We start from the raw sequence: 22916 nt of genomic DNA on the forward strand, positions 1-22916 counted from the left end.
AGTTATCCCAATTTCTCTTTAACTAAGAAATTAAACTTAAATTTATTTTTTATGTATCGAGATACTATAAGATTAAATCGATAATTTTTCTCGATTCTTGTAATTTCTCCGGCCATGTATCTTTTTTGGGCATTTTGGCGTTTTACCTTCCCACTCGTCGTTTTCTTAAGGGTCAATTCTGGCACGATCGAGATATTATCTTCTGATAGAGCAATCTTTGACTTAAGTGCATTAGCGACGTCTTGTTTAACTCTCTTACGGGCCTCTTTTGACTTCTCATTAAGCTCAATGATGAGATGTGGTAGCTCGCTCTTATCCGTTTGGATAGAGAAGGCAACCATGCGCCCAAGCTTTACCGCTGGAACTTTGGCGGCCATAAATTCGAGGTCGTTGGCAAAGATATTAACACCGTTACAAATTAACAGGTCTTTGCTTCTTCCGGTTACGTAGAGTTTTCCTTCTTTATCGAGGAAGCCTAGGTCTCCTGTATTAAGCCAGCCATCTTCAAGATGTGACTCTCTACCAAAGTAGTTATTGGAAATCGACGGGCCTTTTATATAGATTTCTCCAACACCCTGGTCTTGATTTCTTATCTCTAGCTGAGTAGGTGAAAGGACCTTTCCACATGAAATAAATTCTTCGTTTTTAATTGTTAGGGCCTCAAACTTAGTTCCAACCTCATGAAATGTTACAGCAAGAGTTGCCTCCGCTAGCCCATAAACAGGCATAATAGCATTTGCACTGAAACCGTATTTCTCAAAGCGCTTACTGAATGCCTTTAAAACATTGGCCTTAATAGGCTCAGCTCCACATTGAGCGAAGCGAATATGTGAAAGATCGAGTCCTTCTAATTTCTTTTCAGGAATTTTGGTCGCACAAACATAGTAGGCCGAATTTGGAATACAAAGGGCACTACACTTCGTTTCTGATACGAGGTGAAGCCACTTATGAGGTGCAATGACGTAGTCTTGGGTACGAATAATATGACATTCTAAATTCTTTAACAGGGCCGTTAGAAGACTTCCAATTAATCCCATATCGTGGTGAAGTGGAAGCCAAGTACAAATTGAATCTGATTCGCTAAGTTTGATCCCTTGATTAATTTGATCATTATTTGCAAGAAGGTTGCTATGGCTGATAACAACACCCTTAGGAGACGAAGTTGAACCTGAAGAAAATTGGATAAAACAAGTTTCACCACTTTCTGGATTAGCAAATTGTGTTGCCATTTCGACGTCGTTAAATTTTGCAATATTTGTAAAGCCCTCTGGAGAGTTCTTTGCTGCGATATACTTCGTTTGTGCCGCTGAAGAGAATTGGGAAAGCAGTTCTTGGTAATCATCTTTTAGCATTAAGGCATTTGATGCCATTGGAACTGGCACATTTCCTGAAAGAATAATACCAAAGAAATAGGTCACAAAGTTTTCTTCATTTTCAAAAGAAAGAATTATATTACGGCCTGTGATTTCATTTGCTTTAATTTTTGAAGCAATTATGCGGGCCTTCTCCATAAGCTCATCGATAGAAAGAGAGCTAACAAGCTTAAAGTTCTTATAAAAGAAGAGAACCTTCTTTTCTAGATCTTTATTTGAAAGTAGCTTGTCAATTAGGTTACGCATTCAGTTGACCTTCTAAGTAAGCAATAATTTCAAGTGTCTTATTAAAGATATGTGGCATAAATTCGTATTCATTTACACTATGACCTACATAGTAGAATAGGACACGGTTAAGTAAGTACTCATTAGCACATGAAAGCATATTTTCTAGCTTCTCTTGCTTAGATAGCTCTAGGCCATCTTTAGCGAAGTAGTACTCGATATCACTTGCGATCTCACCACTTGGCGTAGTGAAACTCATGAATTCAACCAAGTCTCTATATGGAGAGTTAAAGCGTGATAATTCCCAGTCATAGAAGCATGGACGTCCATTCTTAAAACAAATATTTCTTGGGTTAAAGTCATTGTGAGTTAGCGTCTTTGGCCCCTCATTAATGATCTTTGCCCATTGTTCAACGTTATTTAGAACTTCTTCTAATTTCTCTTCTGTCTTTGCACTAATATAATTTTGTGCACGAATATAAGTGATAATCGACTTTGTTAAATCCTTATCAATATTAACTTTTCCAAGATTAAGTGATGACTCTGCTACCTCTTGTGAATTTGCAAAGCTCTTGTGTACTTTTGAAATTGCATCATAGATTAATTCACGCGTTGAACTAATCCAAAGCTCTAGGCTTCCTTGAGTGTTCATGAGTTCAATTTGTGAGAAATTTAAGTTTTCAAGAAGAAGTAGGTAAGCTTCTTTTTGAGCACTCACATATGTACCGTGAAGCTCTGGCATATAGCGAGCGAAGTCTTTTGAAACCATACGATATGCTTCAATTTCTCTAATATGACATTTCGTAAATTCATTATTATGAATTGTTTTGATAAACTTTCTTCTGATATCACTATCAGCAAAACCTGCAATAGCTGCAAAGCCTGCAATCACGTCAGTATCAAGAGGCTTTGACTTAAGGATGATTTTTTCTTCTTTATTCACTTCTAGTGAAGTAAAGCCAAGTGATTTATTAACCACTCGAGAAGTCGCTTCAGTGATAATCCCATTTTCAATATTGATCTTATGATCGTGCTCAATTGATTCACTTTCTTTTACAAGAGTCGACTGATCAGTAAATTTCTCATTGATAAATTCTTTTGTGATATCTTTTGTCTTAAGCTGATCTTTTGGATTATTTCTTCCTAGCTTGTCGTGAGCATAAGCAAATTGTCCACCACAGATGGCCGACATTGTTGAAAGCTCTAGTGAGAGGGCAGCACCAGCGATGATTTTTGCAAATCTTTCGACTTTCCCCGCTCCTGCACAACCAATCGACTTTAGGCAGTCTTTATAGTGTCCAAGCCCTGTTCCTCCACCAACAGTTCCAATAACAAGTGAAGGTAGCGTTAAGCTTACATATAAACCTTTTTCATGCTTTTCAAAATTTAGAACCGCAGTTGAAGACTCGTGAATACAAGCAAGATCCTGTCCTGTTGAAGCAAAAATGGCAGCTACAGCATTGGCAACGTTTACGTTATATCCAGTCATTCCTTCAAGGCGAGTGATAGGAAGAGATCTAAGGTATAGATTGATCAGGTCAGTACTCGATGTTTTTAAGATACGCTTTAAAACTTTTTCAGAAATTACACATTCTGCAGTTACATAAGTTCCACGAGTCTGCATGGCAGATCCAACTGAAACCTTCTTATCACTTGACCCATTTCCTTCAAGAAAGAATTCCACGAGTTTTATTTTCGATGTTAAAAGCTCTTCTTTGATCCAAAGACATGACTGCCATGTACAAACAGTTGTCATATTTTGACCAGAGGCATCCGCGCATTCATAGATAAATTTAGCATGAACGTTGCGGCCAATAAGAACTGGCTTAATCTTCTTAAGATCGGCAAAGTTTGAATACTTCTTAGTGATACTTTTAATTGTATCGAAATTATCTTCAAGCCATGAGACGAATTCATCAGCATGGTCAATATCATCAAATGTAAAAACTGGAGCGCGATACATGCGCTTTCTTAATACCTTGGCCTTAAATCCACCGCATAGTGAAACAGCAAGTGCGCCACGAGTGATGGAAGAAACAAGTGCTCCCTCAGATGTTGCAATCGGAATATAAAGATCTTCTTTTTCGCCTTTTTCATTTATTTTTAAAGGCCCACAAATTCCCATTGGAATGGAAATACTTCCTGCATAAGACTCGATATTACCCTTGAGGTTTAATCCATCTAAGTCAGTTGCTTGAATTGAATCGAGGTTTTCTCCGCACTGGGCCTCTAGAATCGCAATGCGATTTAGCCTTGCTGCCTCAGAGTAGTCAAAACGAGATGGAGCCGAAAGCTTCTGCTTTACGACTTTTGCTTCCTGCTCAGAAGCTGAATTTGTGTGTGTTTCATTGATCTTCATAGTTCAAATATAGCTTATAAAGATGAACGAGAACGTTTAATTGAAAATTGTACTATGGCCGTATACACAGTAGACGGCATACCTTTGCCTGTAAAATCAATTAGTTATAGCTTGAAAAGGTGATAGTAGCGAGTCTTCTGAGAAATATCTTTCGCAAATAGTGAAGGAAGGTTCCCATCTCGCATTAAACATAGGTAGGCCTGGTCATATTGAGATCTAACTTGAGGGATGATCTGTTTAAGTAGATAGATGAAGCTTAGGCCCATATGGCGATGATCTGGATGGACTCCCATGGTCTTAATAAGGAGCCTTTTTGTATTGAGTGCTGTGGGGTCCACAAAGTTTAAGATGATACCAACTATCGAGTTATCTTCTTTTGAAATTAGAGCACGAGAGGTGTGTGGGCAAATTAAAGCAGCGGCCTGGGCCCCATACTTAAGCTTGAATGTCTCAAATGAAATTGATGAGTAGGCGATATTCTCTCCAAAGACTTGATCGGCGCTTTGATAGAAACGTTCAAGGTTATCTAGCCAAAATTGGCCATCAATCACTTTGAGCTCATAATTTTGAGTCATTGGTGAGTCATCTATTTCATCAAATTGTTTAGACCACTTTAAGAGCTTATCAAAATCATTAATCTCATAAGTTACATAACTCTCAAAGACTTCACCGTTAGCATTTAGTAAATCGTAGAGGCCCTTGTCATAAGGAGGCTCCATTAAATGGTGGGGAAGGTCTTCGTTTTGTTTAAGTCGATAGGTGTTATAAGTTGAAAAATTCAGAGGCCCAATTATTTTGTCGATACCATGTCTTGCACGATATGCCTTTGCTGCAGTGATAAAGTTGTCTGATAAATTCCCTGAACAAAAGCCAAAGTAGGCTTCATTACCTATAAGAAAGAATATTGCCGAAGCAGTGCCATCGACAAATTGCTCAATACTTGAGATTGCTTCGTTATCTTTAAAAAGAAGAAATTCTTGTTTCTGTTCCTGTGCAAGTAGGTCTAAATTAATTTGCATAAACACCTACAATGAGAGCGATATAAAGTAGGAGAGCAAAGAGTCCGAATGACTTTTCATTCTTCTTGCGTCCTTCTAGACTTGGCTTTTTAAGGTATTTAAAAAGAGTTGATTGTGCCGCTGCAAACCCTGCTATTCCCATGGCCGCTAGGATTGAGCGTAAATTTGGCATAAGTGGAATAAGGTAGAGGAAGCACCCTAGAGTGACCATATTCATTAATGTGATAATTAGAACACTACCACCAGCTCCATAAATTTTTGTATATGAGTCAAGTGTTTCAGTTTCCTCTTCAGGCCCTCTCGTCTTTCTTGTGAATTCATATGAGAAGCCTGAAGCAAATGACATGGCAAGAATTAGATAAACGTAGAACTCAAATGTTGGAACTTGCCATTTTGCCGACATAATCCAAATAATGATAAGAGGAGAGACTAGCATGTGGCTAATCGAGTAGAGCGTTAAGCGCTTTTCTAGCCAAGGGCCAATAAAGAACTCCTTGGCCATAAGAACTGACCATAAGTAAACGGCCCCATAACAAATAAGAGTAAGATAGTTATTTGAGATTAAGAATGAATAAGTTAGTCCAATAATCGTAAAAATGGCCGCAATAATATCGAGGTGCCAAAGTTTTATGAGGCCTCTTTGGAGTGCTCGCTCTGGGTGATTAATACAGTCAACTTTAAAGTCCTTATGTTCATCGAACACTCTTAGAACAAAGTAGTGACCTACGACTGCAATGGCGCCAAGGATATCTAATGGAGTGAAGTCTAGTGTTTTATCTTGTAAGAAAAGCGCTAGGCGACTCATGACAAAGAAAGTAATGAGGCCAGAGATGACATTGGCCATTGGAAAGCGCTCGTTTGACCATGCTAAATATCTCTTAATAAATGAATCTTCCATTGTAATATGACTTATCTCTTTACTCATACATCCTCATCTGAATTTAATTTCTTTGTACCATTATATAATGAAAACAACTATAATTGTGACATGGCAAAATATTTTACTGACAAATTAAATTACTCACTAGCAAATGAAGATATTGAGATGGAGTCAAAAGTTTGTAGAAAACTTTCTCCAAAAAATATTGGCTCAATCTGTGGTGCCGGCCCAAGAGGCCTATATCTCGTAACACAAACTGATTCTAGGCTAGACCTCTTTGATGTTTCAGGGCTCCAAATAGAGTGGGCCAGAGCGTATGAGAAGGCGATTCTTGCCCTTGATGAAGTAGAGTTCCTAAGAGCGTATCACGATGATTCCGCAATCTTAAAGACAGTTGGAGCAAATGTCGGCCTTAATGAATACTTTGAGGCCAATGAAATAGCTGCCCTTGCTGGTTCATGGGAAAAGACGTTTATTACTTTCTCAAAGCTATGTCGCAAGATCCTTGGCCATCGAATTATAGATGCCCTTAAAAATTGTAATTCAATTCAAGAGCAACTCAATATTATGGATACAGTGAGCTTTAAGGTTAAGTGGACTGTCGTTCTATCAATTGTAGGAAATAAAGCGTTAATGAATTCTCTCTTGTATCGAGGGGACTTCATAAGAAAGAATATCCCTGAGAGCTATGTGAAGTTCTATCGTAATCGCTTTGCTCGTCTATTTAAGAATAACCTCATTAAGGATAATTTTTTCTTAAGTCTATGCTTTTTTGGAGAAGTTACTTTGACAAATACTCCACTTCGTTGTCGAAAGTTTTCTGAGCTTAAAGGCTGTATTGAAACAACTCAAGTCAATTATCATATTGGTGATGTTGTTGCAGAACTTGAGAGTGGGAAACATCAATTTGATTATTTCTCTTACTCAGATGTGCCGAGTTACTTTAATGATGAGCTAGGTCGAGATTTTCTTCAAAAGGCCAAGGCTTCGATTTCCATTGGTGGTGTGGTCTGTGTTCGCTATTACTTACGTGTTCATTCTCCAAAACTAGACGGTTATGAAGATATTACAGCTGACTTTACAGATCTTATTAAGAAAGAAAAAATTGGGGTTTACGATATAAGATTTTATAAAAGAGTTTCATAAAAAAAGGCTTCATTAAGAAGCCTTTTGTTATTCTTGGTTTTCTTGAAGTAGGTTAATCAGACCTTTTTCACAGTCCATCTCAATCTCTTGTCCATTTTCGACAATTTTCGTAATCCCTGGAACACCGACAATTGTTGGTATTTTAAGTTCTCTAGCAATAACGGCCGAGTGAGAAAGTGTTGATCCTTTTTCAACAAGTAGGCCTTTAATCGACGGGAATAATGGGGCCCATCCTGGATCAGTCCTTACCGTACAAAGGATCTTATCATTAACATCAATTCCATCGTCTGGTTTAAAGAGTAGGGCGACTTCTCCTGTGATATGCCCCGGGTAACATCCTATCCCTTTTAGTGCTCCATCATGATCGAGATTTGTATTACCTTCATAGATAAATTTATTTCCTGCATGAACAAAGCCAAAAGTCTTAAAATGATGGCCAGGCTCTTCATCTTCATATGATTCATACTCAGACTTTCTTAAGCTAATTAGCTCTTTTAGACTTGTCTGCACAATGCGCCCATCTTTTAATTCTTCGATCTCACTAAGTGTTAGAAAGAAGATATCTTCAGGTGCACTGATGAGGTTAAAGTTCGCCAATTGATTACCCATTTCGCGGTAAATTTGACGTGAAATTCCAAAAGACTTCGTTCGTAATAGTCTTGTGTTTTCTCTGTATCGAATGGCCTTTCTAAGTTTAGAAAGATCTTTATAAAAACGTTTTCTTGCAAATGACGAAAGCTTCTTTTTAACAATAGGAGCAATTTTAGCTTCTTCTGACTCCCTAAGTTCAAGCTCATTTGCAATAAAGCTCTCATAACTTAGACTTTCTTTAATGACGTAGTTTTTAAGAATATTTATCAGAAAGTCTGGGTTTTCACGTAGAGATAAACTTTCTAACTTAAGTTCACCAATAGTACGGTCACCATAGTTTTCAATATATTTCTGACATAGCTCAAAGATGGCCTTGTTGTTAATATAGAAGAAGTCCATGACTTTTGAATTTTCCAGTTTTAAGAATTGATCCTTAAAATCTTGATCACTCTTCTTTATTTCGTCACTTATTTTTAAAAGTTCTTTTGTTGGTTGAGTACTGGCAATATCATGCTCTCCAGATAATAAATTACCAAGGGTGATATCTGCATTTTCAACCGCAAGCTTCTCCATCCAGCGATACATCTTTCCATTCATCATCATAACGTAGAAGTCATTAATTAGGGGAGCATGCCACTTACTTGTAATTTTTTGATCAAGCTCTTCAGTTAGCTCATAGAGCTGTGTGAGGTTAAGCCTATTAAGTTTTGAAAAATCAATTTCATCATATACTTCATAAAAACCGGACATGAAGTCTGCAACAACTTTATCGATTTTAGAAAAATACCACAGGAGACTTCCAAAGGTTTTAATTAGGCCTGGAAGCATTTTTAATCTCTCACAAAATGGTAGGTCTTTATCTTCAATGAAGTCGACAGGATCTGTGATACCCATCATTTTCTCCATATCACCCTTTGATTGTTTAAAAGATGGAAGTAGCAGAAGTCCTTTATACCAAGACTGAATATTGTAGAAGACTCGTCCCTCGATAAGAGCAATCATATTCTTATGTCTCTTTTCGTGCTTCTTGAGTTCTTCTTCGCTTAGTCCTGTTAAACCCAGTAGTTGGTGATAAACCTTATAGTACATCTTTGAGGCATAAGAGAAAGTAAGGGGAGTCGTCACGCCATTAAATGATTCTTGAATATTTGAATTATCAAAGACATTGGCAAATTCTTCTCTCTTATCCATTGGAAGAGAGGTGATATCTCTTGTTTGGACAATATAGATTTCTCCATTTTGAAAACAAAACTCAATATCTTGAGGCTTCTTCTTTAGTGCGAGAATCTCAAGAGCGAGCTTATTTAACTCGATAATTTCAGCATGAGTCAAGACACTCGAGTTAATATCACTTCCAGTGACTTCGACTTTCTTAGTTGTTTTATTGTCGTAGTCAGCGATTATTTTAAAATCTTTTTCTCTAATTTCATCTTTTATAATGCCACGGTCATTGATCGTGTACTCGTCAGTGTTACACTCACCGCTAACGACACCTTCGCCTTGGCCATAATTTGCTGAAATAAGCATTTCATCTCTGTAGCCGTTAATTGGATTGGCCGTAAAGAGAACACCTGATTTTTCTGGATCAATCATTTCTTGTATGATGACGGCCATCTTAGGTGTTGATTGGTGAATTTGATTCTTAAAACGATAAGTAAGAGCGGTAAGAGAAAAATTACTCTTAAAGCAATTTCTTATGGCCGCTTCTATCCTTTCCTTTCCTTGTACGTAAAGAAATGATTCAAGCTGTCCTGCAAAAGAGAAGTGACTGCCATCTTCATCTGCAGCAGAACTTCTAATGGCATAATGAATATCAGGATTAATCCTTTCCATCACATCATCAATGATTGATATTTCACACTTATTTATTTCAGCGTGAATCTTTTCAATGAGAGCTTTTAGGTCATCGATAAACTCAAGTTGCGTATATTGAGCAATAAGGTTTTTTAATACCTCGTTTTGGTCAACTAATGTTTGAAAGTAATCACTAGTAATACAAAACCAGTCAGGTGTATTAACATGACATTTCTCGAGCTTTGCTAGGTTATAGGCCTTGCCGCCAACTTGTGTTTTTGTTGTAAGAAGAGAATCAAATTTACTTAATAGATACATTTACTACCTAATATTACAAATTATATTATTTTCATTTAATATTATCATATGAAAAAAATTGAAGATATAAGGCAAGAACTGGGTTATATCGGTGTGCCAATAAATGGCTGCCATTACCTTGACTCCCATTTTAGAAATAACTTAGAAAAGCGATGCTTAATATACCAAGATAAAGATCAGACTTACGGCGAATTTATGTCACAGGTAGGTGCGTGGATAAAGACCTTATCAGATGCTGGAATTAAGAAAGGGGATCGAGTTATTGTTCTTATTCCTCTTCGTCTTGAGCTTTATCAGATTATGGTTGCCTTGTTCTACATGGGTGCAGTTGTTGTTTCGATTGACTCGACGATGCCTAAGGATAAGCTTAAACAGGCCATTGAAGATGCAAATGCTCAGGGAATCATCTCTGTTAAAGAGCTTTTAAAGTGGACTCCATTAATTCCCACCCTTTGGAAAATGAAGCGTTTTACATATGACCAAAGTTGTTTCTTTGCTAAATCTTTAACTAGTATTAGAGCTGAAGATAATCTTAATTTTTCGCAAACACCAATTGAGCAAGATGCTCAAACTCTTATCTCTTTTACAACTGGCTCAACTGGCAGGCCAAAGGCCGCAAATAGAAGCCTTGATATCTTTTTAGCTCAGAAGATCGTTTCAGAATACTTCTGGTTACATCGTGATGATGAAGTAGATATGCCGTTTTTTCCAACTCTCGTTCTACAAAATTTGGGACTTGGGATTACGACAATCTTTCCAGATATCGACTATCGAAATTTATCTGAGTTTGATGCTGCAAAAGTAATTGATCAAATGAACAAATATGGTGTGACACGCTTTAGTGCCAATCCGATGATTATAAAGAGACTTGCAAATTACCTTGCTACAAATGATATCAAGATTCCAAGCCTGAGAAGCATCATTATTGGTGGTGCTGAAATTTCAACGAAGCATGCAAACTTTGTGAAGGAACAATTTGAAAAGGTAAATGACGATATTGAGATTCATATTATCTACGGATCAACGGAAGTCGAGCCTATTAGTTTTGTGCCAATTGATGAATATATCTCAAATAAAAAAACAGGACTTAAGCTAGGTCATGTCATTGAAGTCTTAGACGTAAAAATTGATAAAATTGCTAATGGTTTTGACTTTCAAGAAGGGCTTATCTGGGGAGAGATTTGTTTAAGTGGTCCTCATGTGATCAAGGAGTATATTGATAATCATCCGGCCAATGAGACCACTAAGAAGTGGGATGAGCAGGGAAGATTATGGCACTTAACTGGTGATGTTGGTTATATGAGTGGTGGACAGATTTTTCTTTTGGGTAGACTAAAGGATTGTTTAAGTGTTGATGGAAAGCTTGTGCCTACATTTCATTATGAAAATGAATTAGCACGAATTGAGGGGATTGAGCGAGCGGCCCTTGTCCAAGTTGGAGATAAGATCAAATGTCTTATTGAAGGCGAAGTAAAAATTAAAGATCATCTTAGTGAAATTTTAAGCGATTGGAATTTAGCAAATGCAATTATTGAGTTTGGGAGAGTTCCTGTTGATTCGAGACATTTTTCTCGTGTTGATCGCAATGCCATAAGAGAAGGAATCCAGCACAACTAAAGTGTGCTGGATGATATTATTTAGTTTTCGTAATTTTGACAAAGTATCGAAATTTTCTTTGTTAACTCTTTAGGTAGAGTCGAGAATAGGTTTGACCAGCTATTCACTTTATGTCCATAACATCTTTGCCAGTGTGGAGTATAAAGCTGACCTTTATCTCTTAATAGGTATTCTTCCATATAGCTTTTTAAATGTAGGTCTTGAAGATCTTTTGAATCAGATCTTTCTAATACTTTTCTCTGATAGAGTGTATCGGCAATTTCAAATGGTGTTACAAAACTTGCTTGACCTTTATAAAGCTTATTTGATTCATCAAAATTATATGCTGCTCTAATAAATGTGTGAAACTTGATACCTGGGTAAGTTTGTTTGATACCATTGTAGAAAGAGTTATCGTGCTCACCATTATCACCAACAAGGATAACAGTGTCTGGCCTGTGCTCAGAGATTAGCTCTTCAAGTCTTTGGGCCTTAAAGACCTTGCTTGAAACTTTAATCGGTCTAATTTCAAGGCTACCTTCTGGGAAATTTCCATTCTTAAGTAATTCAGTGTGTGACCATGCCATCACTTCTTCAGGCGCATTTGTCAGGTAGAATACATCTGCATCAAGGCGATTCTTTATAATGCGGTAAAGATCGGCCATACCAAGGAAGATATTATTTGTGCGGTAGGCGTTTGAAACAGCATCAATCTTTGATCTGATATGGCCGACCTTAATTGTGTCGTCGATATCAGAAATTAGAATCGTTTTTCCACTATCTTGAGTAAAAGCTAGTGTTGCTGATGCTAAAAGGTTTAACGTAAGTACTAGGATTACAGATTTGATGTTTCTTGTTTTCATGAAGAAATCATATTGAATGAATTCATAGATTTCACCATGTATCGCGTTAGTATGAACATTATACAGAGATTTCGTTAAAGTTTTCCATCCAAGTACTGAATTGTTGGCATTTTTGGACCTCTTTTGCCTTGAGAAGGTAGAGATTCTTGTGTGATCTAAAAGTTAGGATACTGCCCTTAACCTTGAGCTCCTTAAGTTTTTCGATCTCTTTATAGTGCTCAATATTGCGATAATCACAGGTGCTGATAGTTTCGGCCTCGATTTTCTGCTTTTGAGTGACCTCATTTTGAAGCTCTTTCATAAGATCAAGCTGTTCTTGTGAGAGTTCGTGACTAATTTCTCCTAATCTTGCTAGATAGCCTCTTGATTCATTTAAGCTTCTGGCCGCAAGATGGCCAAGCCCTTTTTTTGAAAAATTATTGAATTCTTCAATCTTTACTTGAGAGCGAAAGAGGTAATCATTGGCCTTTAGTCCAGCAGCGTGGACCGAATTTGAAAGCCAGTAGACTCCTAATAATATAAAGATAAAGTATCTCAGTTTCATATGCATTTTAAAGAGCAAGAAAAGTGCCAAGAAATAGGGCATGCTAATACGATCTTTCAGTAACTTGGAGTGTTTATGATATGGACAGTGTCTAAAAATATCGTTATTTAAGGTACTTACTGTTTAAAACATGGTATAAGGCAATTTATGTACTATTTTGATCACGCGGCCTCTACTAAGCTCTATCCTGAAGTTATTGAAGTTTTATCGAAAAGCTTCGAATTGGACTATCCTAATCCAGCTGCTAAGCATTTAGCAGGAAAGGAATGTGCCAAGAAGATTGAGGGCGCCAGAGCTAATATCTTAAAATTTATCGATGCCAAGAATTATGGCCTGATTTTCACTTCTTCTGCAACAGAAGCTAATAATCAAATTATTCGCTCAATTGAGGAAGGGATTATCTTCCTAAGTGGAGATCATCCTTCGGTTACAAAAGTTATTGATAACGGAGAAGGCTTTAAGAGTATTGAAGAGATTGTTGATGCAGTAACAAGTGAAACTCAACTTGTTTGTATCAGTCTTGTAAACTCTCAGTCTGGGCAATATTTTGAAGTTGAAAAAATCGCACAAGCTGTTAAGGCCAAGAATAGAAAATGTCTCGTTCATGTAGACGCGACTCAAGGTTTTGGGAAGGTTCCTTTTACTCTTAAAGATTCTGAAATTGACTTTGTTACTTTCGGCGCGCACAAAATGGGAGGGCCAAGAGGTATTGGCGGTCTTATTTTTAAAGAGAGTAAGGTGCATTTTCTCAAGCGCTATCTTAGAGGTGGAGCACATGAAAAAGGTCTTAGGGCCTCAACTCCTTCTACGTCACTAGTGCTCGCTCTGGCAAAAGCTTGTGAGCTCGCTTTCACAGACTTGGATGATTCATTTGAGAAAGCAAAGACATTAAAAGAAGAAATTAAAGCTGGGCTAAGTGGCCTTCATAAGAATATTAGTTATCCATTTGAGGATCAAAACACTTCACCATTTATTCTGTGTGTTCTCTTTGAAGGAATTGCGAGTGATATTATTATGAGACACCTTGAAACGAAGGGAATCATGATCTCATCATCAACTGCCTGTTCATCAAAGATTAAGGGATTAAATCCTCTTTTTGCCGGCCTTGGGATTGATGAGAAATTTCATAAGAATATTTTGAGAATCTCAATTGGAAAGTCTACGACACAAGAAGAAGTTCTGGGTATGTTGCAAGGCTTTAGTGAAGTAATCGAAGAAATTGGTTTTTTAATAAAATAGGAATAAGAAAGATGTATAAGAGTTTAATTTTAACTGTTGATGAATTATGGCTTAAAGGTAAGAACAGAAAGTCTTACTATAAGAAACTGCAAACAAACCTAAGTCGAATCTTTAGCAAGTATCATCATACATCTTGGAAGTTAAAAAATAATCAACAACGCTTAGTTGCTGAGAGTGAAGAAGAGTTTAGTGAAGAATTAATTCAAAGACTAACTTTTGTAGCAGGATTAAGCTCGGTAACTCCTATGAGATCATGTCCACTCGATCTTGATTATGTATGTGAACTTGCCGTTAAAGAATTAAGTCAATTAACGAATGTTAAGACTTTTAAAGTTCAGACAAAGAGAGCTCTTAAGCAATTTCCAAAAAATAGTGATGAAATCAATCGCTATATTGCGACAGCTATTCTTAAGAATACCGATCTTAAAGTTGATGTGAGAAATCCTGATCTTATGGTTGATGTTAAGGTTATGAATGAAGAGATCTACTTATCATGGGAAAAGATCCCATGTATTGGTGGACTTCCTGTTGGTACGAGTGGCCACGCAGTTACACTTCTTTCAGGTGGTATTGACTCACCAGTTGCTAGTTATCTTATGGCAAGAAGAGGAGTGAGACAGTCTTTTGCATTCTTCTATGCTTATCCATATGTTGGCGAAGAGGTTAAAGAGAAAATTTTAGAACTTGGAAAAATTCTATCTAAGTTTCAAGACAGCTTTAAATTATATGTTCTTCCTTATGGTGATATTCAAAATTATATCGCTAAGAATTGTAAGGAAGATTACCGCACGTTATTTTTTAGAAAGTATATGATGGACACTTCTGCATATCTTGCAAGAAGGGCCAAGGCCGGTGCACTAATTATGGGTGATGCTCTAGCTCAAGTTTCTAGTCAGACTCTTCAGAATATGAGTGTACTTGATCGTTCTTGTCCGATGCTTGTGATGAGACCGCTTATTGGGATGAATAAATTAGATATCATCACTGAGGCCAAGAAGATTGATACTTTTGAAACTTCTATTATTCCACATGATGATGCCTGTTCGATGTTTGCACCAAAGCATCCGGTAATTAAGGCCGACACAAAGTATTTTATGGAATTCTGTGAAGAGCATGATCTTTCAGAGTTAATTAAAGAATGCGTGAATAATGCTGAAGTATATCAGTATGATATTCAGGGCAATTTTGAGAAGAAAGAAAAAAGAAATAGTGAGCAGGAGTAGAGTTCTTTGTGCATCGCAAGTAATTTCTTCCTGAATAATTAATCTTTGATTAATGTTAAAGAGGCTTTAAAATATAATTTAGGAACTACCTAATATTATTAGAATTGGAGCTTCAATGCACAAGAAATTTCGAAAGTCGTTGGGACTATTTTTAGGTCTCATTCTTTTATCAACGCCATTTGTCTTAAGAGCTGAAAATGGAATTTTTAGCATCAATAAAGATCAAGTTTTAGGAAACTTATTAATCGAAGTACTCGAAAAACTTCATTATAAGAAATTAAAAATTAATGATGATCTTTCTAAGAATGCATTCAAAGAATTCGTTCAAAAAGTCGATTATTCAAAGCAATTTCTATATGACACAGACGTTAAGGAACTTAAGAAGTACGAGTCTTTAATGGATGATGAAATGCGATCGGGGAATTATAAACTTGTCCTTGATGCAATGAAGATTAAAACTCAAAGAATTCAAGAAGCGGATGCTCTGAGAAAGAAAATGTTCAAAGAGAAGTTTAACTTCTACGGAAATGAAGTTGTTGAGCTTGATCCTGAAAAGAGACACTTTGCTAAGAATAAGAGTGAGTTTGAAAAGAACTGGCGTCTAACTTATAAGCAATCTGTAATGGCCCGTTATATTTCGATGAAGGAAGATCAAGAAGATCTAAAGAATCCTAAAAAGAATAATAAGAAAAAGAATGGGAAAAAAGAGAAGAAGAATCTTAGCTCTGAAAAAATCCTAACTGAAAAAGAAATCGTTGCTAAGGCACATGAAGCGATTGATAAGAAGTATCGTTTATACTTTGAAAGACTTCTTAAAGATACTAGAGAAGACTATATGGAACTTTTCTATAATTCAGTTGGTGCTGTATTTGATCCGCACACAGCTTATCTTGCTCCAAAGAGAAAAGAAGATTTTGATATTGATATGTCTGGGCAACTAGAAGGTATTGGTGCCGTTTTATCTGAAGACGAGGGCTATATTAAAGTTGTTGAAATCGTTCCTGGTGGGGCCGCATGGAGACAAAAAGAACTTGAAGTTGATGATTTAATTCTTGCTGTTAGTGAAGGAAGCTCTGAGAAAGAACCAGTTGATCTTGTTGGAATGAGAGTTGATGATGCCGTTAGATATATTCGTGGTAAAAAAGGAACTGTTGTAAAACTTCACGTTAAGAAGGCCGATGGATCAAGAAAGACAATTGGTATTACAAGAGACGTTGTTAAGATTGGTGCTTCATTTGCAAAGTCATCTGTTCTTGAACTTAAGGGTGTAAAAGGGAAGTTTGGTTATATCAACGTTCCAAAATTTTACCGTGAGTTTAATGGAACAATTAACTGTACTGATGATGTTAGAGCAGAGCTTAAAAGATTAAAGAAGCAAAAAGTTAATGGCGTTATTCTCGACCTTAGAAATAATGGTGGTGGTGCTTTAACTGATGCACAACTTATGTCTGGGCTTTTCATTAAGGAAGGGCCAATTGTTCAAACTAGAAACTACTTAAACCAAGTTGAGACACTAGCTGATACTGATCCAGGTGTTGAATATAGTGGTCCACTAATTGTTATGGTAAACCGTTACTCGGCATCAGCTTCTGAAATTCTAGCTGCGGCAATGCAAGACTATAAGAGAGCTGTTATTGTTGGTGGTGCTGTTACTCACGGTAAGGGAACTGTTCAAGTTGTTTATAGCCTAGATCAAGGTTTAAATAAAATGATGGGACAAGAGTTTGGGGCGCTAAAGCTTACAATCCAAAAGTTCTACCGAGTAAATGGTGGTTCAACTCAGTATAAAGGTGTAACTCCTGATATTGTAATTCCTGATCCAATGTCATATGCTGAAAATCGTGAACAAGACTTAACTTATTCTCTTAAGTGGGATCAGATTAAGCCTAAGGAATTCCAAAAGTGGCCTGGTAAACAATACAATATGAAGAAGCTAATCAAAGCTTCTCAAAAACGTGTTACTAAAGATGAGCGTATGCAGAAGATTCAGGAAAGTGTAGCTTATCTAAAGAAGAGACGTAAAGAAACTGAGCTTAAACTTAATATTGACTCTTGGATGAAAGAAGAGGAAGCGAATAAGAAGAAGTTGGAAGATCTAAAACTAGATCAAGAAAATATGAATCTAAACGTAACTCATTTTGAAGAGTCTCTAAAGTCACATGAAACTGTAAAGAAAGGCGAAGAAAAGCAGTGGAAGGAAGACTTCAAACAACGTAAAGAAGAGTGGGTTTCTTCACTACGTAAAGATGCAGGTTTAGAAGAGGCAATCTATATTATGCGTGATATGATTGCTCAGCAAGCTAAGAAATAATAAGGATAAAAAATGGACTTAAATAAATTAATTGATAATTCAGATATTGATCGAGTGATGACAGTTCTTGAAGACATGGATGATGAGCAATTATCAGTTGAGTTACTTAGAAAATTTAATGATAGTACGAAAGCGTTAGGTGAATTACTTATGAATAAGGATCCTAACTTGGATCACGCTCATTGGAAAACTCAATGCGACGATGCTAAAAAGCTCGTCGATAAAGTCGTAACAGAAATTCTGTCACATCAAAAATAATTTTTTAAGGTAAAAAAGAGTAAAAGTTTCAACTTTTTTATATATTTAAAATTAAGTAAGGCCAAGTCATAAGTACTTGGCCTTTTACTTTTTATTGTCTGAAAATTGTTCCCCTTAATAAAAAGGGAAAAATGGCGAATAATAAATACCATGTAAGTCTTTTCTTACTATCCTCACATCAAGTTAGTCTAATTCGCGTTAGACGGATTGGCCCTGGCCCCCACCAGGGCCTTTTCTATTCTTGAGGCAGCATTCGAGATCACTACTTTGTCAGCATAAGTTTTCTCATGAAGTCACTTGCACTACGAACCTCTTTAGAAGCATCTTCTTCAGTAATATAATTACCTTCAAGGAGATTAAGAATTGCTTGATCGAAGCTTTGGCAAGGAATGTCTGCAGAGTTAGTTCCACCATTTTCAATAATAGGAATAATACGATCTAATGGCTCATCTCCACGGATACATTCTTTTACACCTGGACCTGTTACCATGATCTCTTGTGCAACACGAACTCCGTTAGATGATTTTTTTGAGCGAATCATACGCTGTGAAATTGTAGCATAGAGTGAGTCTGCAAGGCGTTTCCTCGCATCCGCTTGTTCTTCCCCTGGAAACATTGAAATAATACGACTAATAGTCGAGATGGCATCTGTTGTATGAATTGTTGCTAGGACGAGGTGTCCTGTTTCAGCTGCTTTTAGGGCAATTTCAATTGATTTTTGATCTCTAAGCTCTCCCAGTAAAATTATATCTGGGTCCTGTCTTAGTGCAAATTTAAGTGCGTCTTCAAAATTATCTGTATCAACTCCAAGCTCTCTTTGAGTAATACGAGATTTCTTTTGTTCATGGATAAATTCAATAGGGTCTTCAATTGTAATGATATGCTTTGCTCGGCGCTCATTGATATAATTAATCATACTGGCAAGGGTAGTGGATTTTCCAGATCCTGTTGCCCCAGTTACTAGAATAAGTCCACGTTTTGCGCGAATGATTTGCTTAAGAGAATCACTTAAACCTAGTTGCCTATAGCTTGGAATGTCTTTTTTAATGACTCGAAAAACGAGGCCATTTTTATTATTGAATTTAAAATAATTGAATCTTAGTCGGCACTTGTTTTCAAAATCAAATGATCCATCAAGGTCTTTAATTGCCTCTAGTTCTTGTTGATCTTTATCGCCGATAAGCAGACGAAGAATATCGTAGATACTTTCTTGTGTTAGTAGTTTGTTTGATTTAACAGCGACCATATCGCCGCTAATTCTAAAGCAAGGGGTTTCATCCGCCCTTATATGTATGTCACTGGCATTATTATCAATTGCGACATTGATTAGTGACTTGAAATGAGTATACTCAAACGCCATTTATGTCTTCCTTCATCGTATAGTTAGATACTTGTCGGAAGACCGTGTGAAAAAGTTTAGTATTATGTGTTTTTAATACCTTACTTAGCGTATCTCTTTCGCATCTCCCAAAGAAGATTGCTGATATATGGCCTTCTTGACTCCTTCGTTGTTAACATCAAAAGTTTTGTAATCTTAAGATTCTTAGGGTCTGAGTAGAGGAGAATAAGCATCTCACGAATGAAATTTGTTGAGAGAGTAATGTAATTATCTGTTCCAACTCCTAGTCTTACACCTTTTTTCTCCCACCAAGAAAATGGATGGTCCTTAAAGTCTGGAAAGACTCCAGTTAGCTTAAGGTTTGAAGAAGGAAGTGCTACTAGAGAAACACTTTTTTGAATAATACGATTAAGAATATCGTGTTGATAGTGCTCAACTTCACGGGCGTTGTGAAATTTTGTCTTTAAAAATAAAGTTACTTCATCAGCAGTTAGAGGCTCTCCTTTAAAAAGCTTCTTTTTCACACCAATAGCATATGACTCCCATTCCATTTCTTCTAGCTCATGGCCTTCTGTGGACTTCTTATCAATTGCTTGGTGTTTAGCATTTACCTCAACAATTCTTTGGAAAAGGCGGTGGTAGTAATAATTTGGATTGATACCAAGGCTTAGTCCGTGCTCAAGGGTATCGATATGCCAAATATTCATCGCATTATCTACTGATTGAATACCTTTCTTTAATGTAAGCCATGTTTCACCGTGGTGTGAGCGAATCTTTAATCCTCGATACTGAAGCTTACGCAGGCCACTTTTAAGCTCTTTAAAATGCGCCTTACGGTAAAGGGCCTTCTCGTCTCCAACTGTATCTACTTCAACGAGATTCTCTTTTAAGTATGGGTATTTCTCTAAGATCTCTAAGAGAGCATCTACTTGGTGTTCAAAATGTTCTTTTTTAGTTTCAAAATTTGTATCATCAAAGAAGTTCAATTCCTTTCTAAATGAAGGAGAGAGGATGAACTTGAAGCTTGGTACTTCTTTTTCAAACTTCTTAAAGCCTTCATAAAGACCTAGGACAACATCTTCTTCCGTCACTTCGCCGATACCTGGGATTTGTTCGGCATCCATCTTTGAAGCACGAGAAAGTGTAAACTTTAGTCTAATACTTCCAACGTTGTAATTTTCGTATAACTCTTTTGCCATATGATAGGCAGCGTCTTGGTGTGCCTTCTTTGAAGTCAGAATAAGTTTTGCTAAGAATAGAATACGAAGGTAAGTCGCAAATTGTTCACCTTCTTTAAGACGGATAAGGTTATCCACATCTTCGACACAAGTGATAGGAATGGCGTCCTCTCCGTATACTTCCGCAATCCTCTTCTCATAGATTTTCTTATTCTTGCCACTTAATAGCTTCTTAAGTCTTGGATAGATAAACTCTGCATTCAGAGAGCCTGTTAAGTGGATATGTTCTTCATAGTATGGAATTGGAAACTTTTGAAAGAAGTTAAAGACCGCATCTGAGACTGGGTGATTTAGGAGAGTTTCAATATCAACTTCATCAATTTGAAAAGAAGACAATAGCTTCATGAATTCAAGAACGGGCTTTTCTAGTAGTTGGTTGTCACGAATACTAGGAGAGTGAACGAGTAGCTCAAGAGTGTCATTTAAAGAGATACCATTGGTCTCACTGACAATTCTAATAAGCTCACATTCGATATTGTTGATGATTTGTTCTTTTCTTTTTTGCATCTTCTACTTCTCTCTAACTAAATTATTTGGTCTTGTTATAGATATTTTGTACTTTGTTAAAATTTTCATTTAAGCGATCATCAATGATCTTTGATTTAAATTTGGTGCTCCACTTATCAGGATGGTATGTTTGCACTAATTTCTTATACTTCTTTTTTCGGTCACTTTCTTCATTTAGTGAACTAAATTCGCCACTTAACTTACTTTCATTAATAGGGAAAATTGCGAAGAGTTCATCATATGAAGCATTTACTTTCTTAGTCATACTTTCAAACAGGGCCTCATTTCTTCTTGGCATTGAGATTTGCTCTTGATTTATAAAGCCCTCAATTATCTCCACTTGGTTTGCAGACTTTGCGGAGTAGGCAATTAGGAAAGTAAGGATATTCTTATCATAGCGCTTGTGTTCAACACGATCTAAGTTTTGAAATAAAAACACTGTTGTTGCATAAGAGATAAAAGCTTCTTTAGATAGTTTTGACTGATTAACTTTTCCAAGTTTCAGTAGCTCGTCTTTAGAGAAGAACTGCTTTATAAAGGGATTAATTAGCGCATTTAGTTCTTCTTTATCGAATTTATAGTCTTTTCGTAATCGATTTAAAATCTCTTCTCCTTCCTTGAAATCACCCCATTGGAGAGAGGAGAGAAGCCCTTGAAAGAATTTTAAATCTTCATCTGTTGCAAACATTTGTTTCTCTTCAAAGTAAGATAATAAAGTTCGTTGACCATTCTTTGTCGAATTAGACGTTTGGGACTCACTTGGGGCCGAGCTACCAGAGACTGACATTCTTTCAATCTTTCTTCTAACCATCTCATCAAACTCTTCTTTGGAGTGAGACTTATTGGTTTTCTTGTGAGGATTAAAAATTCCATCAAAGAATTCTTTGAAAAGAGGCGCAAGCATATAGGCCAAGACAATGGCAATAAATGCTAGTGTGATATTTGAAATTATTTTTGGTAACATAATTTAGTCTTTTTAATAATTATTTTAACGCTTTAAGGCATAATATGGAATGGGCAATAGATACACGACTAGTTAACTTAAATAAACCATGGAAGATTTCTGGAGCTGAGGTTTTGGCCAAGGAAATCATTTATGTAACACTCAAGAATGGTGATTACAAAGGTTATGGAGAGATTAGCTACGGCTCAAAAGAAGATATTAGCATTGAAGACTTAAAGCTAGAACTTGAGCGATTTGCATCAGATTATGAATCGGCAGGAATCGTTCAATATAATGAATTAACTCAGTACCTTGACCAATATGATTTTCATGTTCCTCGTCTAAGACTAGGAGTTGAAACGGCATTTCTTGATTATCTAGTTAGAGCAACTGAGCTAAGTCCTTGGAAAATTCTTGGAACTAATACTGTTAAGAGTGTTGAGTCTCTTGATTCATTTCCTGTCTTTGACTCTTTGGAAGAGGGAAGAAAGCTTCTTGAGGAGGCGGATACTAATGGTGTAATCAAGCTTAAGATTACTCACGAGACCTTCCCAGTTCAAGTTGAGCTGATTAACGAATCAAATCGTGTATTCGTTCTTGATGCTAATGAGTCTTATGCAAATAATCTGGATTTATTACTTGAGCACTTAGCTCTGATTGAAGATGAGAATGTTCTCTTTATTGAACAGCCTCTCTATCGTAATGAATTTGATCTATATAAAGAATTAAAAGAAAAATCACCGATTGATGTCTTTCTCGATGAAGGCATTGAAGATCACAGATTCCTCGATCCATTTAAAGACCTTTGTCATGGTGTTGTTCTAAAAACATCAAAGGCAAATGGGCTTATGAAGACCTTTGCTCAACTACAGCAGGCCAAGAAGCTTGGACTAAAGACAATGCTTGGCTGTATGGTTGAATCGACAGTAGGGATCGCGTCTCTTTTTAATATCGCATACGGTTTTGATTATTTTGATTTTGATGGTTTTACAAAGTTAAAAGATGATTCAGAACCTCACGTTATTTGGGAAAAAGGAAAAGTGATTTTGTCTAATATGAATTAAATTCCCCCCCTCGAAAAATTGTGGTGTTCATTTAAAATAGTAAGATATGTAAATTGGTAGAATTACAGTAAACCTGTATGGAAGCT

General features: G+C 36.6%; 17 protein-coding genes. 7 read left to right on the forward strand and 10 right to left on the reverse strand.

Annotated features, from left to right (window positions below; translation table 11 throughout):
• Positions 1-2: 2 nt before the first annotated feature.
• The 4 genes from ABMA78_RS11015 to ABMA78_RS11030 all read right to left on the reverse strand — a co-directional run bounded on the left by ABMA78_RS11015 (position 3) and on the right by ABMA78_RS11030 (position 5901).
• The gene (locus tag ABMA78_RS11015; RefSeq protein ID WP_392860043.1) at positions 3-1619 is read right to left on the reverse strand and encodes an AMP-binding protein; all 1617 of its coding nucleotides are present in this window, start codon (positions 1617-1619) and stop codon (positions 3-5) included.
• Positions 1612-3957, reverse strand: a complete 2346-nt coding sequence (locus ABMA78_RS11020; RefSeq protein WP_392860045.1) for a phosphotransferase — start codon at positions 3955-3957, stop codon at positions 1612-1614. Before ABMA78_RS11020 ends, ABMA78_RS11015 begins: the two co-directional genes overlap by 8 nt.
• Before the next feature lie 104 nt (positions 3958-4061).
• Positions 4062-4976, reverse strand: a complete 915-nt coding sequence (locus tag ABMA78_RS11025) for a hypothetical protein (RefSeq protein WP_392860047.1) — start codon at positions 4974-4976, stop codon at positions 4062-4064.
• Positions 4966-5901, reverse strand: a complete 936-nt coding sequence (locus ABMA78_RS11030; RefSeq protein ID WP_392860048.1) for a hypothetical protein — start codon at positions 5899-5901, stop codon at positions 4966-4968. The genes ABMA78_RS11025 and ABMA78_RS11030 overlap by 11 nt, the downstream gene beginning before the upstream one ends.
• Before the next feature lie 63 nt (positions 5902-5964).
• Here ABMA78_RS11030 and ABMA78_RS11035 point away from each other — a divergent pair, with 63 nt between their 5' ends.
• On the forward strand, positions 5965-7002 hold the full coding sequence (locus tag ABMA78_RS11035; protein WP_392860050.1) for a DUF3419 family protein: 1038 nt from the start codon (positions 5965-5967) through the stop codon (positions 7000-7002).
• A gap of 27 nt (positions 7003-7029) precedes the next feature.
• Here ABMA78_RS11035 and ABMA78_RS11040 read toward each other — a convergent pair whose 3' ends face one another.
• Positions 7030-9705 carry a PEP/pyruvate-binding domain-containing protein gene (locus ABMA78_RS11040; protein WP_392860052.1) on the reverse strand — a complete coding sequence of 892 codons (2676 nt, stop codon included), beginning with the start codon at positions 9703-9705 and terminating at the stop codon, positions 7030-7032.
• Positions 9706-9753: 48 nt separating this feature from the next.
• Here ABMA78_RS11040 and ABMA78_RS11045 point away from each other — a divergent pair, with 48 nt between their 5' ends.
• Positions 9754-11322 carry an AMP-binding protein gene (locus ABMA78_RS11045; protein ID WP_392860053.1) on the forward strand — a complete coding sequence of 523 codons (1569 nt, stop codon included), beginning with the start codon at positions 9754-9756 and terminating at the stop codon, positions 11320-11322.
• Positions 11323-11342: 20 nt separating this feature from the next.
• Here ABMA78_RS11045 and ABMA78_RS11050 read toward each other — a convergent pair whose 3' ends face one another.
• Entirely contained in the window at positions 11343-12164 is an 822-nt protein-coding gene (locus ABMA78_RS11050; protein ID WP_392860055.1) for a phosphatase domain-containing protein, read from the reverse strand.
• Positions 12165-12222: 58 nt separating this feature from the next.
• Positions 12223-12708, reverse strand: coding sequence for a hypothetical protein (locus tag ABMA78_RS11055; RefSeq protein WP_392860056.1), 486 nt, complete (start codon positions 12706-12708; stop codon positions 12223-12225).
• A 147-nt stretch (positions 12709-12855) separates the two neighbouring features.
• Here ABMA78_RS11055 and ABMA78_RS11060 point away from each other — a divergent pair, with 147 nt between their 5' ends.
• The 4 genes from ABMA78_RS11060 (at position 12856) to ABMA78_RS11075 (ending at position 17739) form a co-directional block, all read left to right on the forward strand.
• The gene (locus tag ABMA78_RS11060; RefSeq protein ID WP_392860058.1) at positions 12856-13947 is read left to right on the forward strand and encodes a cysteine desulfurase family protein; all 1092 of its coding nucleotides are present in this window, start codon (positions 12856-12858) and stop codon (positions 13945-13947) included.
• An 11-nt stretch (positions 13948-13958) separates the two neighbouring features.
• Entirely contained in the window at positions 13959-15170 is a 1212-nt protein-coding gene (thiI, locus tag ABMA78_RS11065; RefSeq protein WP_392860059.1) for a tRNA uracil 4-sulfurtransferase ThiI, read from the forward strand.
• A 115-nt stretch (positions 15171-15285) separates the two neighbouring features.
• Positions 15286-17481, forward strand: a complete 2196-nt coding sequence (locus ABMA78_RS11070; RefSeq protein ID WP_392860060.1) for a carboxy terminal-processing peptidase — start codon at positions 15286-15288, stop codon at positions 17479-17481.
• 12 nt (positions 17482-17493) lie between these two features.
• Positions 17494-17739: a hypothetical protein gene (locus ABMA78_RS11075; RefSeq protein ID WP_392860061.1), complete on the forward strand. Its 246-nt coding sequence runs from the start codon at positions 17494-17496 to the stop codon at positions 17737-17739.
• 262 nt (positions 17740-18001) lie between these two features.
• Here the strand turns inward: ABMA78_RS11075 and ABMA78_RS11080 are convergent, their stop codons facing one another.
• The 3 genes from ABMA78_RS11080 to ABMA78_RS11090 all read right to left on the reverse strand — a co-directional run bounded on the left by ABMA78_RS11080 (position 18002) and on the right by ABMA78_RS11090 (position 21787).
• Positions 18002-19099, reverse strand: a complete 1098-nt coding sequence (locus ABMA78_RS11080; protein ID WP_392860062.1) for a type IV pilus twitching motility protein PilT — start codon at positions 19097-19099, stop codon at positions 18002-18004.
• Between the two features lie 80 nt (positions 19100-19179).
• A complete protein-coding gene (locus tag ABMA78_RS11085; RefSeq protein WP_392860064.1) occupies positions 19180-20823 on the reverse strand; it encodes a hypothetical protein in 1644 nt (547 codons plus the stop codon).
• A gap of 22 nt (positions 20824-20845) precedes the next feature.
• Positions 20846-21787, reverse strand: a complete 942-nt coding sequence (locus ABMA78_RS11090) for a hypothetical protein (RefSeq protein ID WP_392860065.1) — start codon at positions 21785-21787, stop codon at positions 20846-20848.
• A gap of 44 nt (positions 21788-21831) precedes the next feature.
• Between ABMA78_RS11090 and ABMA78_RS11095 the strand changes: the two genes are divergently transcribed.
• Positions 21832-22830 (forward strand): enolase C-terminal domain-like protein, encoded by a 999-nt coding sequence (locus ABMA78_RS11095; RefSeq protein WP_392860066.1) that lies wholly within the window; start codon positions 21832-21834, stop codon positions 22828-22830.
• The last annotated feature ends 86 nt before the right edge of the window (positions 22831-22916 follow it).

Source organism: Halobacteriovorax sp. RZ-2, assembly GCF_043196685.1.
Lineage (GTDB): Bacteria > Bdellovibrionota > Bacteriovoracia > Bacteriovoracales > Bacteriovoracaceae > Halobacteriovorax_A.